We start from the raw sequence: 12,870 nt of genomic DNA, 5'->3' as shown, positions 1-12,870 counted from the left end.
CCGCGGAACAAAGAGGGTCAAAGGTTGCTGTCGGTGATCGCGGCGTACACCATGGTGCGCAGCTCGCGCCGCAGCGGGTAGGCGCTGGAGGGGAGCACCTGCGTCATGAAGATTGTGATCAATTCTTCCGCCGGGTCGATCCAGAACGACGTGGTTGCGGCGCCGCCCCAATTGTATTCGCCGGGGCTGCCGGCAATCAGCGTCTGCGCCGGGTTCATGGTCACGGCAAAGCCGAGGCCAAAGCCGATGCCGTTATAGGCCGCTTCCGAGAACAGCGAGCGCGACAGGGCCGGCAGGTCGACGCCGCCGGGCAGATGGTTCGACGTCATCAGCTTCAAGGTCTTCGGTCCGATCAGCCGCACGCCGCCGACCTCGCCGCCATTGAGCAGCGCGCGGCAGAAGGTGAGATAGTCGGCGGCCGTCGAGCACAATCCGCCGCCGCCTGATATCAGCGAGGGCGGCGACAGGAACGAGCTGGTGGCCGGGTCATCCTGCAGCGTCAGCCCGCCCTTGCGGTCGGCGGCATGGAACGTCATGCCGCCTTGCGGGTCGGCGGAATAGCAGGCCGCCAGGCGATGCGCCTTGTCTGCCGGCACGAAGAAATCGGTGTCGTTCATGCCGAGCGGGTTGAAGATACGCTCCTTCAGGAATTGCTCGAACGGGATGCCGCTGATCTTGCCGACGAGATAGCCGATCACGTCGGTGGCGACAGAATAATTCCAGGCCTCACCCGGTGAGAATTCGAGCGGGATCTTGGCGAGATCCTCGATCATGCTGTCGAGCGTACCGGCCTTGACGACCTCGCCGATCTTGTTCTCGCGATAGGCTGCATCGACATTGGAGCGCTGCTGGAAGCCGTAAGTCAGCCCCGAGGTGTGCCGTAGGAGGTCGACGATCAGCATCGGCCGCGACGGCGGCTTGGTCAGGAACGCCGGCGCGGTGCCGGCCTGGAACACGCCGAGGTTCTTCCATTCCGGGATGTATTTATGGACGGGCTCGTCGAGTGCCACGAGGCCTTGCTCAACCAGCATCATGAAGGCGACCGAGGTGATCGGCTTGGTCATGGAATAGATGCGGAAGATGGTGTCGTCCTTGACCGGCACCTTGCGCTCGACATCGGCAAAGCCTTGCACAGTCGAATGCACGATCTTGCCGCGGCGGTAGACCAGAAGCTGCGTGCCCGGAAACCGCCCGGCCTCGATGTAGCGCCGCTTCAGGTGGTCCTCGAGGCGGTCCAGCGCCGCTTGCGACATGCCGGCGGATTCGGGGGAAGCGGGGGTGGGGGCTAACATCGCTCTTCTCCGGTTGTGGGCAGGCCTTGATAGCCGAAAAGTGTCCTGCGTTCCAATCACCTGGCGCTTACACCGTCGTGGGTCGTCGTGTAGGGTGAAGCCAAGCGAAACCAATTCGCAGGGATGGAAGCAATGCCGCAATTCAATGACACCGAGCTGACCGCCGCCGTCATCCAGAGCTTCGAGGAAACGCCGAATCCGCGGGCCAAATTCCTGCTTCAGGAATTGGTGAAGTCGCTGCACGATTATGTCCGCCGCACCGACCTCACCTTCGAGGAATGGGAATATGCGATCGATTTCCTGACCCGCACCGGTCACAAATGCACCGATATCCGCCAGGAGTTCATCCTGCTCTCCGACGTGCTTGGCGTCTCCATGCTGGTCGATGCAGTCAACCATCGCGACCGCGATGGCGCCACCGAGACCACGGTGCTCGGTCCGTTCTATGTCGGCGAGCACAAGGTGACGCCTGATGGCACCGATATCTCGGCGACGCTGCCCGGCGAGCGGCTCTACGTGCAGGCGCGCGTCACCGATCTCGACGGCAAGCCGGTCGCCGGCGCGCCGGTCGACGTCTGGCATGCCGACGACGATGGCTTCTACGATTCACAAAAGCCGAGCTATGCGACGCAGGGCCCGTCGTCGCGGGCGCGCTTCATCACCGGCGGTGACGGCCGTTTCCATTTCCGCACCATCCTGCCCTGCAGCTATCCGATCCCGACCGACGGCCCGGTCGGCGAGATGATCATGCAGACGCGGCGCCATCCGATGCGTCCCGCGCACATCCATTTCCTGGTCGCGGCGAAGGGCTATGAGCCGCTGATCACCCACGTCTTCATGGAGGGCGACAAATATCTCGACTCCGACGTGGTGTTCGGCGTCAAGGACGAGCTGGTCGCGAAGATAGAAAAGCGCACCGATCCTGTCATGCCCGACGGCACCAAGATGAGCGAGCCGTGGCATTTGATGACCTACGACTTCCGCATCAAGCCGGGCGAGGGCGCGCCGCCGGCACCGCTCGGCGTGAAGGCCGAGAAGGTCGGCGAAGACGCGTAGGCGGGGGTAGCCCGGGTGAAGCGCAGCGTAACCCGGGATCGCTCCTGACCACGCGCGCAGGGATCCCCGGGTTGCGCTGCGCTTCACCCGGGCTACCGCTCAAGCAGGGCCTGCTCATTTTTTGTGCGTCGCACAAACATTGAGCGAATCGCAAAATTTGGCGGCGGAACCGGACGAGACGCGCGGAGCGGTGCGACTCCCAACCCGTTACATTTCTTAGAATTTTTCCAGTCTCGCGGCTTGGCACGAAGCTTGAATAGCTAGCTTGCGACGCCATTGAAGCCGTCCCTCGAAACCAATCATCCGAATTGTGACACCGCCAGACTGGGGCCTCCCCAGCACGCGACCCCGTGCGCCTTAGCGCGGCGCCACAAGCGGACGGGCATTCAGACGCAAAGGACATTTGCACGCATGACGAAGCCGACCAAAGAGACCTCCCGCCTGGGCGTCAGCCGCCGCCAGCTTCTGAAGGCGGCAAGCGGAACGGCCGCATTGCTGGCCGCGGCGAAACTGAATTTCCCGGCCGGCGCGTTCGCGCAAGGCGCGGGCCCGGAGGTGAACGGCGCCAAGCTCGGCTTCATCGCGCTCAGCGACGCCGGACCGCTGTTCGTCGCCAAGGACAAGGGCATCTTTGCCAAATACGGCATGCCCGATGTCGATGTGCAGAAGCAGGCTTCATGGGGCACGACGCGCGACAATCTCGTGCTCGGCTCGGAAGGCAACGGCATCGACGGCGCCCATATCCTGACCCCGATGCCTTACCTGATCTCCGCCGGCAAGGTGACGCAGAACAACCAGCCAACGCCGATGTACATCCTGGCGCGGCTCAACCTCGACAGCCAGTGCATCTCGGTCGCCGGCGAATATGCCGATCTCAAACTCGGCGTCGACGCCACGCCGTTCAAGGCGGCGCTGGAAAAGAAGAAGGCCTCCGGCAAGGCCGTGAAAGCTGCCATGACCTTCCCGGGCGGCACCCATGATCTCTGGATCCGCTACTGGCTCGCGGCCGGCGGCATCGATCCCGACAAGGACATCGAGACCATCGTTGTCCCGCCGCCGCAGATGGTCGCCAACATGAAGGTCGGCACCATGGATTGCTTTTGCGTCGGCGAGCCATGGAATCTGCAGTTGATCCATCAGCGCATCGGCTACACCGCGGTCACGACCGGGGAAATCTGGAACAAGCATCCGGAAAAGTCGTTCGGCATGCGCGCCGCTTTCGTCGACAAATATCCGAAAGCCGCCAAGGCGCTGCTGATGGCGGTGATGGAAGCCCAGCAATGGTCCGACAAGGCGGAGAACAAGCAGGAGCTCGCTTCGATCATGGGCAAGCGGCAATGGATGAATTGCCCGGTCGAGGACGTCTATGACCGCAGCGCCGGCAAGTTCGACTATGGCATCCCCGGTAAAGTGGTCGAGAACTCGCCGCACATCATGAAGTATTGGCGCGACTTCGCGTCTTATCCGTTCCAGAGTCACGATCTCTGGTTCCTCACGGAAGACATTCGCTGGGGCAAGTATGAAGCGGGCTTCGACACCAAGGCGCTGATCGCGAAGGTCAATCGCGAAGATATGTGGCGTGAGGCCGCCAAGGAAATGGGCGTGCCCGCGTCCGAAATCCCGACCTCGACCTCGCGCGGCAAGGAGACGTTCTTCGACGGCAAGGTGTTCGATCCCGAGAATCCGTCGCCCTATCTGAAGTCGCTGTCCATCAAGCGTGTTGACGTCTGATCCGCGCAAAGCGGCGCGCATCTGCGCGTCGCCCGGCACCTGAACACGGAGAGAGATTTTCGATGTCTATGCCTGCACTGAAAACCGACGCCGCATCGACGGCACTTCCGGTTACGGCCGCGCCGGTCGTGACCATGACACCGAAGCGTGCGCCGCAGTCCGAGAAATACGCCAAGATGGCGAAGGAGGCCGCGGTGCGCGTGGTGCCGCCGCTGATCGTCGTCGCGTTCCTGCTCGTGGTTTGGGAGCTGATCTGCCGGCGCGCCGGCTCGACGCTGCCGCCGCCCTCGCGTGTGTTCAGCGATACCAAGGAACTGATCTTCGATCCGTTCTTCGATCATGGCGGCATCGACAAGGGCCTGTTCTGGCATCTGTCGGCGAGCCTGCAGCGCGTCGCCTATGGCTATTCGCTTGCCGCAATCATCGGCGTCGCGCTCGGCACGCTGGTCGGTCAATCGGTCTGGGCGATGCGCGGACTTGATCCCTTGTTCCAGGTGCTGCGCACCATCCCGCCGCTCGCCTGGTTGCCGCTGTCGCTTGCGGCCTTCCGCGACGGCCATCCGTCGGCGATCTTCGTGATCTTCATCACCTCGGTGTGGCCGATCATCATCAACACCGCCGTCGGCATCCGCAATATCCCGCAGGATTACCGCAACGTCGCCGCGGTGGTGCAGCTCAATCCGCTCGAGTTCTTCGCCAAGATCATGATCCCGGCGGCTGCTCCCTACATGTTCACCGGCCTTCGTATCGGCATCGGCCTATCCTGGCTGGCCATCGTCGCGGCCGAAATGCTGATCGGCGGCGTCGGCATCGGCTTCTTCATCTGGGACGCCTGGAATTCCTCGCACATCAGCGAAATCATCCTGGCGCTGTTCTATGTCGGCATCATCGGCTTCGTACTCGACCGCCTGATTGCGGGCGTCGCGAAGATCGTGACCCGCGGCACCGCCGTGAACTGAGGGGACATGTCATGCAGGCCTATCTGAAGCTCGACCATATCGACAAGACCTTCACCCGCGGCAATGCCACCACCGAAGTGTTGAAGGACATCAACCTGACGATCGAGAAGGGCGAGTACGTCTCGATCATCGGCCATTCCGGCTGCGGCAAGTCCACGCTGCTCAACATCGTGGCCGGGCTCACCGGTGCCACCCGTGGCGGCGTGCTGCTCGAGAACCGCGAGGTCAACTCGCCGGGCCCGGATCGCGCGGTCGTGTTCCAGAACCATAGCCTGCTGCCGTGGCTGACGGTCTATGAGAACGTCAAGCTCGGCGTCGACAAGGTGTTTTCCAAGACCAAGACGCGGGCCGAGCGCGACGCCTGGGTGATGCACAATCTGAACCTCGTGCAGATGGCGCATGCCAAGGACAAGCGGCCGAACGAGATCTCAGGCGGCATGAAGCAGCGCGTCGGCATTGCGCGGGCGCTCGCGATGGAGCCGAAGGTGCTCTTGCTCGACGAGCCCTTCGGCGCGCTCGATGCGCTGACCCGCGCGCATCTGCAAGATTCCGTGATGGCCCTGCACCAGAAGCTCGGCAACACCATTTTGATGATCACTCATGACGTCGACGAGGCGGTGCTGCTGTCGGACCGCATTGTAATGATGACCAACGGCCCGAGCGCACGGATCGGTGAAGTGCTGGAAGTGCCGCTGGCGCGCCCGCGCAAGCGGCTCGAGCTTGCCACCAACTCCGGCTACCTCAAGTGCCGGCAGCGGGTGCTCGAATTCCTTTACGAGCGGCATCGCTTCGTGGAAGCGGCGTAGCCGGCAGTCGTTATTGCCGGGCTAGAGCGCGCAGCGCGTCTTCGCAAAAATGACGCGGCAGTCCATCGAAGGCAGAAGATTTTCTGGGATGGATGCGTAGGTCAAGCCCGCGCACGACGCGTGGAGATGGAGAGAAAGCATGACACCGGAGCAAGTCAAGCTCGTGCAAGAGAGTTTTTCGAAGGTCGCGCCGATTTCCGAGCAGGCCGCGGTCCTCTTCTATGATCGCCTGTTCGAGGTCGCACCGACGGTGAGGGCGATGTTTCCGGACGACATGACTGAACAGCGCAAGAAGCTGATGGCGGTGCTGGCTGTGGTGGTGAATGGGCTCAGCAATCTGCAATCCGTGCTGCCCGCCGCAAGCGCGCTCGCCAAGCGGCATGTGAGCTACGGGACCAAGGCGGAGCACTATTCCGTTGTAGGTGGTGCGCTGTTGTGGACCTTGGAAAAGGGCCTCGGCGAAGGCTGGACGCCAGAGATCGCGGACGCCTGGACTGCTGCCTACGGCACGCTGTCCGGCTATATGATTTCGGAAGCTTACGGCGGCACGCAGGCTGCCGAATAGAGGAAGCGCCGTGAGCGAACCGCTGGTCATTGTCGGCAATGGGATGGCGGCCGCGCGCCTGGTCGACGAATTGTCGAAGGTGGCGCTCGGGCGCTACGCCGTCGCGGTGATCGGCAGCGAGCCGCGGCTCGCCTATAACCGTGTGCTGTTGTCTTCCGTCCTTGCCGGCGAGACCACGTCGGAGGATATCGAGCTGCAGCCGGCATCGTGGTGGCGCGACCGCGGCGTGACGCTGAAATATGGCTGCATCGCCACCGAGATCGATGTCGGCCGCCGCGAATTGAAGATCGAAGGCGAGGAGAGCATCACCTTCTCGAAGCTGGTCCTGACCACCGGCTCGTCGGCGCTGCGGCTCAACGTGGCCGGCGCCGAGCTCGCCGGCGTGCATACGTTCCGCGATAGCCGCGACGTCGACCTGTTGCTGGCGCTCGCCGCGCGCAAGACGCGCGTGGTCGTGATCGGCGGCGGCCTGCTCGGGCTCGAGGCGGCCTATGGGCTGGCGAAAGCGGGGGCGCCAGTGACGCTGGTGCACCTGATGGACCGATTGATGGAGCGCCAGCTCGATGCACCGGCGGGCGCGCTCCTGAAATCGCTGGTCGAGCAGAAAGGCATCGAGATCCTGCTCGAGGCCAGCACCGCGCGCATCCACGGCGAGAACCGTGTCGAAGGTGTCGAGCTTGCAGACGGACGATTGATCAAGGCGGACGCGGTGATCTTCGCCGCCGGCATCCGGCCGAACATCGCGCTGGCAAAGGAAGCCGGCATTGTCGTCAATCGTGGCATCGTGGTTGACGATTGCTTACAGACCGGCGCCGAAGGCGTGTTCGCGATCGGCGAATGCGCCGAGCATCGCGGCATCTGCTACGGCCTCGTCGAGCCGGCCTATGAGCAGGCGCGGGTGCTGGCGCGGCATCTTGCCGGACAGGATGTCGCCTATGCCGGCAGCATCGTGGCAACCAATTTGAAAGTGTCCGGTGTCAGCGTGTTTTCCGCCGGCGATTTCATGGGCGCCGAGGGCAGCGAGAGCATCGTGTTCAGCGACGTTAACCACGGCAGCTACAAGAAGCTGGTGATTGCAGACGGACGCCTGACCGGCGCGGTCCTGATCGGCGACACGTCAGATGCGCTCTGGTATCTCGACCTGATCCGCAGCGCGAGGCCGATTGCCAAGATCCGCGGCGACATGATGTTCGGCCGTTCGCTGGCGGAGGCAGCATGAGCGCAGCCGATCCCGCGCTTCGCACCGTCAATACCACCTGCGCCTATTGCGGCGTCGGCTGCGGCGTGCTGGCGACGCCTGACGGCAAGGGCGGCGCCGCGATCGCGGGCGATCCCGATCATCCCGCCAATTTCGGCCGCCTGTGCTCGAAGGGCTCCGCCCTCGGCGAGACGCTGGGGCTGGACAACCGGCTGCTCTATCCGATGATCCGCTGCGACAAGGGGATGGAGCGCATCGCCTGGAGCGACGCGCTCGACCATGTCGCGCATCGCTTCAAGCACATCATCGCGCGCGATGGCCCCGGCGCCGTCGCATTCTATCTCTCCGGGCAGTTGCTGACCGAAGATTACTATGTCGCCAACAAGCTGATGAAGGGTTTCATCGGCAGCGCCAATGTCGACACCAATTCGCGGCTGTGCATGTCGTCCTCCGTGGCCGGCCATCGCCGCGCCTTCGGCGCCGACACCGTGCCCGGCTGTTACGAGGATCTCGAGCAGGCCGACCTCCTGGTGCTGGTCGGCTCCAACGCCGCCTGGTGCCATCCGGTGCTGTTCCAGCGCATGCTCGCCAACAAGCAGCAGCGCGGCGCGCGCATCGTGGTGATCGATCCACGCCGCACCGATACATCGGAAGATGCCGATCTCTTCCTCGGCCTGAAGCCCGGGACCGACACCGCATTGTTCTGCGGCCTGCTGGTCCATCTCGTGGACAGCGGCGCGCTCGATCACGCCTATATCGAGCGCTACACGAGCGGTTTCGACGAGGCGCTGGCGCGCGCCCGCGGCACGGCCGGCAGTGTCGGCGCGACGGCGCTGGCAACCGGGCTTCCCGAGCAGGACGTCGCGGCGTTCTTCAAGATGTTCGCAAGCACGCCGCGCGTCGTCACCTTGTATTCGCAGGGCGTCAACCAGTCGGCGCAGGGCACCGATAAGGTCAACGCCATCCTGAACTGCCATCTCGCCACGGGTCGCATCGGCAAGATCGGCGCGTCGCCGTTCTCGCTGACGGGCCAGCCGAACGCGATGGGCGGGCGCGAAGTTGGTGGGCTCGCCAACCAGCTTGCCGCCCATATGGTCTTCACGCCGCCGGATATCGACCGCGTCCGCCGGTTCTGGAAGGCGCCGCGCATCGCAACCCATGAGGGGTTGAAGGCGGTGCAGATGTTCGAGGCGATCGGGCGCGGCGAGATCAAGGCGTTGTGGGTGATGGGCACCAACCCGGCAGTATCGCTGCCGGATGCCGATGCCGCGCGTGAGGCATTGCGGAAGCTCGAACTGTTCGTGGTGTCGGAGAATGTTCGCTCCAACGACACTGTCGATGTGGGCGCGCATGTGTTGTTGCCCGCGCAGGCTTGGGGCGAGAAATCCGGCACGGTGACCAATTCCGAGCGCCGCATCTCGCGCCAGCGCGCGTTCCTGGAATCTCCGGGCGAAGCGCAGCCGGACTGGTGGATCCTTTGCGAGGTCGCAAGGCGCCTTGGTTTTGGCGCCGCCTTCGACTTCAAGTCCGCCGCGGATATCTTCCGCGAGCACGCGGCGCTCTCGGCGTTCGAGAACAACGGCATCAGGGATTTCGACATCGGCGCGCTGACGTCGCTGTCGGACGAGGCTTTTGACGCGATGGCGCCCGTGCAATGGCCGATGCGGCGGGATGCGTCGCCGCAGCCACGCTTCTTCGCCGAAGGCGGCTTCTTCGCCAATGATCGCAAGGCGCGGTTGGTCGCGCCGGAGATTCCGACGCTGCGGACCGAGACGACGCCGGCGCGGCCGCTGCGGCTCAACACCGGCCGCATCCGCGATCAGTGGCACACGATGACGCGTACCGGCGCGAGCCCGAGACTCGGCCAGCATCTGCCGGAGCCGTTCGTCGAGGTGCATCCTGACGACGCCCTGCGCTATGGCGTCAGCGATGGCAGCTTTGCACGCGTCACCACCGATTATGGGCAATGCACGCTGCGCGTCGTCGTCAGCGAGCGTCAGCAGCGCGGCATGCTGTTTGCGCCGATCCATTGGAGCGAGGCCACTGCGACCGACGCCCGCGTTGGATCGCTGGTCGCGCCCTTCACCGATCCGTTCTCCGGCCAGCCCGAGAACAAGGCGACGCCGGCTTCGATCGCTCCTTACGAATATGTGTTCCGCGGCTTTGCGCTGTCGCGCCAACCGCTGCAATTGCCTGTTCATGCCTGGGTCGCGCGCGTCGCGGTCAATGGCGGTCACGGCTATCTGTTCGCTGATAATGCCGACCTGCTCGGCTGGCAGCTCTGGCTCAGGATGAACACCGAAGGCGATCTTGCCGAATACCAGGATTTCGGCGGCGGCATCTACCGCGGCGCCTCCTTCAACGCCGGCCGCATCGAAACCTGCCTGTTCCTCGGTCCCGCCGATGATGCCGGCGACTGGAACGTGGTGAAAGGCTTGTTTGCTGCCGATGCACTCAGCGATGCGCAGCGTCGCATGTTGCTGTCAGGCAAATCGGCGGACGGCGTCGCCAACGCCGGCCCGATCGTCTGCGCCTGCTTCGGCGTCGGCCGCGCCACGATCTGCGACACAATCGCCGCCGGCGCGGGCTCTCCTGCGGAGATCGGCGCGCAACTCAAGGCCGGCACCAATTGCGGGTCTTGTATTCCGGAATTGAAGCGGCTGATTGCGCAGACGGGAGCGCGAGATTCTGAGCAGCCTCCGTTGGCTGCTGCCAACTAGATCTCTCCCCACGTCATATGTGGACGGCCCCTATTGGCAAGCACTTTTTGAAGTGTCGAACGAGCTGGTCTGCTTCGGTCATATGTCCGGCCTGTTGGTGCGGGTTTATGACCGCTGGCCCTGATGAAATCCGATTGCCGTGGCCCCTATCATTGCGGCGAGCTTGGCGGCTCGTGACGTTGTCGGGGTGTCCATGGCTTTCGGTGGTGACCGTATCGCTCATCACTTCTTTCGTGCTTACCAAACGTAACCCGGCATCCTCCGTTGGAGTGCTGTTTGCGATGGTGAGGTGCGCTCAAGCCTTGACATACGTGTCGGTACGGAAGCCCTCGCCTGTGGTCATGATCGCCCAGCAGATCCTCGCCAGCTTGTTGGCCAGAGCCACGGCTACTAGCCGCTCAGGCTTCCTGGCCCGCAGCGCGTTGATCCAGTCGGCGAAAGAGCCTTTGCGCTTGCGTGCGACACGCAGCACCGAAGTCGCCCCCGTAACAAGCATTTTGCGGATGTAGCGGTTGCCCTGCTTGGTAATTGCACCGAGCTTCTCCTTGCCGCCGCTCGAGTTTTGCCTGGGCGTCAGACCGAGCCATGCTGCGAAGTCGCGCCCGGATTTGAACACGCCCGGATCAGGAACACTGGCCGCGACCACCGACGCAATCAGCGTCCCAACGCCGGGGATCTCGTCGAGCACACGGCTGATCGGATTTTGTCTGTGCGCCCTGGCGATCTCTTCCTCCACGGCCGCGATCGACACCTCGAGCCCTTCCAGATGTCGAGCCAGGCAGGCCACCGCGGCCATGGCAATGGGTGGAAGTGCAGCATCCGCCTTCGCCAGCGCCAGCAGTTCATCGACGTGCCCTATGCCCTTGGCCGCGACAATACCGAACTCGGCAAGGTGGCCGCGCACGGCGTTGACCGCCATCGTGCGCTGCTTGACCAGCAGCTCGCGGGTCTTGTGCAGCATCAGAACGGCTTGCTGGTCGGCACTCTTGATTGGGACGAAGCGCATATCCGGTCGCGACATCGCCTCGCAGATCGCCGCCGCGTCGACCACGTCATTCTTGCCCCGCTTGACGTACGGCTTGATGTAAGCCGGTGGTATCAGAACCACCTCGTGCCCTAGAGCGGCCAGTTGGCGAGCCCAATAATGCGCTGAACCGCAGGCCTCCATGCCAACCTGGCAGGGCTCGATCTGCGAAAAGACCTCATGCATCTTCGAACGCTTCACCTTCCGCGAGATTGACCGCCCGTCTTCGCTCTCAAGCCCGTGAACCTGAAAATAGTTCTTGCCCAGATCAATCGCTGCTCTGATAAACTTCACCACCGACGGCCTCCCTCTTTGTGGCGCTCCGGCGACCACGTTTTGGCACTTGATGCCGTTTAGGTGGGGCCGTCCACAACATCATTGCGAGCGAAGCGAAGCAATCCATCTCTCCATGCGGGGGGAGATGGATTGCTTCGTCGCTACGCTCCTCGCAATGACGGCGGAGAGGCGGTCGACTGTGTCAAGGACGTCCTCTATGGTGCCGTCCGTTCCGCTAACGGGTGAACCAAGAAATGCTGTACCTGGAAACGCCGCCGAAATTGATCGAGACCACGATCTTCTCCGCCATGCCGGACGAATTCCGCCGCAAGCAGTCAACCGAGTGGGCCGATGCCAATCGCCCGGGTCAGCCAACCGATTGCTTTATCGAAGGGCCGTCCTTCGACGCCGACGGCAATCTCTACATTGTCGACATCCCCTTCGGCCGCATCTTCAAAATTTCGCCAAATAAGAAATGGTCGCTGGCCGTCGAGTATCAGGGATGGCCGAACGGGCTGAAGATCGATTCCAAAGGCCGTATCCTCGTCGCCGATTACCGGCACGGTATCATGGAGCTCGACGCGCGGGCAGGGCGGATGCTTCCGGTCCTGACGTCGCGCAATTCGGAATCTTTCCGCGGCTGCAACGATCTGCACATCGCCTCCAACGGCGACATCTATTTCACCGACCAGGGCCAGACCGGGCTGCACGATCCGAGCGGCCGGGTTTATCGCCTGCGCGCGAGCGGGCAGCTCGATTGCCTGATCAACACCGGCATCAGCCCCAACGGATTGGTGCTCGATCCGCAAGAGGCCGTGTTGTTCGTTGCGATGACCCGCGACAACGCGGTGTGGCGCGCGCCGTTCATGAAGGACGGCAGCGTGTCGAAAGTCGGCCGTTTCTGCTCGATGTTCGGCCCCGGCGGTCCGGATGGGATCACAATGGATAAAGCCGGCCGGCTGTTCGTCGCCCATGTCTCGCTCGGCCACGTCTTCGTGTTCGCACTGTCAGGCGAGCTGATCGCGCGTATCAAGTCCTGCGCAGGGAATGCCGTCACCAACGTTGCCATTGGCGGCGAGAACTGCGACCGGCTCTACATCACGGAATCTGCGACGGGCACGGTGCTGGTGGCGGATATCAGCGTGCTTGATAAGTAGCGCCGTCATTGCGAGGAGCGAAGCGACGAAGCAATCCATGTCTCCGCAAGTGGAGAGATGGATTGCTTCGCTTACGCTCGCAATGA

General features: G+C 63.3%; 10 protein-coding genes. 8 read left to right on the top strand and 2 right to left on the bottom strand.

The window, feature by feature from the left end; genetic code table 11:
- Positions 1 to 17: 17 nt before the first annotated feature.
- Positions 18 to 1,292, bottom strand: coding sequence for a serine hydrolase domain-containing protein (locus tag ACZIRK_RS00810; RefSeq protein WP_463326744.1), 1,275 nt, complete (start codon positions 1,290 to 1,292; stop codon positions 18 to 20).
- A 132-nt stretch (positions 1,293 to 1,424) separates the two neighbouring features.
- On the opposite strand from ACZIRK_RS00810, the gene ACZIRK_RS00805 reads away from it, so the two are divergent.
- The 7 genes from ACZIRK_RS00805 (at position 1,425) to ACZIRK_RS00775 (ending at position 10,327) form a co-directional block, all read left to right on the top strand.
- On the top strand, positions 1,425 to 2,348 hold the full coding sequence (locus ACZIRK_RS00805) for an intradiol ring-cleavage dioxygenase (protein ID WP_463326743.1): 924 nt from the start codon (positions 1,425 to 1,427) through the stop codon (positions 2,346 to 2,348).
- Between the two features lie 411 nt (positions 2,349 to 2,759).
- Positions 2,760 to 4,079 carry a CmpA/NrtA family ABC transporter substrate-binding protein gene (locus tag ACZIRK_RS00800; RefSeq protein WP_463326742.1) on the top strand — a complete coding sequence of 440 codons (1,320 nt, stop codon included), beginning with the start codon at positions 2,760 to 2,762 and terminating at the stop codon, positions 4,077 to 4,079.
- Between the two features lie 62 nt (positions 4,080 to 4,141).
- Positions 4,142 to 5,038 carry a nitrate ABC transporter permease gene (gene ntrB / locus ACZIRK_RS00795; RefSeq protein WP_028163075.1) on the top strand — a complete coding sequence of 299 codons (897 nt, stop codon included), beginning with the start codon at positions 4,142 to 4,144 and terminating at the stop codon, positions 5,036 to 5,038.
- 11 nt (positions 5,039 to 5,049) lie between these two features.
- Entirely contained in the window at positions 5,050 to 5,844 is a 795-nt protein-coding gene (locus ACZIRK_RS00790) for an ABC transporter ATP-binding protein (RefSeq protein WP_463326741.1), read from the top strand.
- A 139-nt stretch (positions 5,845 to 5,983) separates the two neighbouring features.
- Complete coding sequence (locus ACZIRK_RS00785) at positions 5,984 to 6,409, top strand: globin family protein (RefSeq protein ID WP_130222325.1); 426 nt, start codon at positions 5,984 to 5,986, stop codon at positions 6,407 to 6,409.
- Between the two features lie 10 nt (positions 6,410 to 6,419).
- The gene (locus tag ACZIRK_RS00780) at positions 6,420 to 7,628 is read left to right on the top strand and encodes an NAD(P)/FAD-dependent oxidoreductase (protein ID WP_463326740.1); all 1,209 of its coding nucleotides are present in this window, start codon (positions 6,420 to 6,422) and stop codon (positions 7,626 to 7,628) included.
- Positions 7,625 to 10,327 (top strand): nitrate reductase, encoded by a 2,703-nt coding sequence (locus ACZIRK_RS00775; protein WP_463326739.1) that lies wholly within the window; start codon positions 7,625 to 7,627, stop codon positions 10,325 to 10,327. Before ACZIRK_RS00780 ends, ACZIRK_RS00775 begins: the two co-directional genes overlap by 4 nt.
- 295 nt (positions 10,328 to 10,622) lie before the next feature.
- On the opposite strand, the gene ACZIRK_RS00770 is transcribed toward ACZIRK_RS00775, so the two are convergent.
- Positions 10,623 to 11,645, bottom strand: coding sequence for an IS110 family RNA-guided transposase (locus ACZIRK_RS00770; protein WP_463326914.1), 1,023 nt, complete (start codon positions 11,643 to 11,645; stop codon positions 10,623 to 10,625).
- 236 nt (positions 11,646 to 11,881) lie between these two features.
- Between ACZIRK_RS00770 and ACZIRK_RS00765 the strand changes: the two genes are divergently transcribed.
- Positions 11,882 to 12,784, top strand: a complete 903-nt coding sequence (locus tag ACZIRK_RS00765) for an SMP-30/gluconolactonase/LRE family protein (RefSeq protein ID WP_463326738.1) — start codon at positions 11,882 to 11,884, stop codon at positions 12,782 to 12,784.
- Positions 12,785 to 12,870 lie beyond the last annotated feature (86 nt).

The organism is Bradyrhizobium sp. Leo114, from assembly GCF_055229415.2.
Note: the sequence above shows the minus strand (reverse complement) of the source record. Positions and strands in the feature narration are given on the sequence as shown.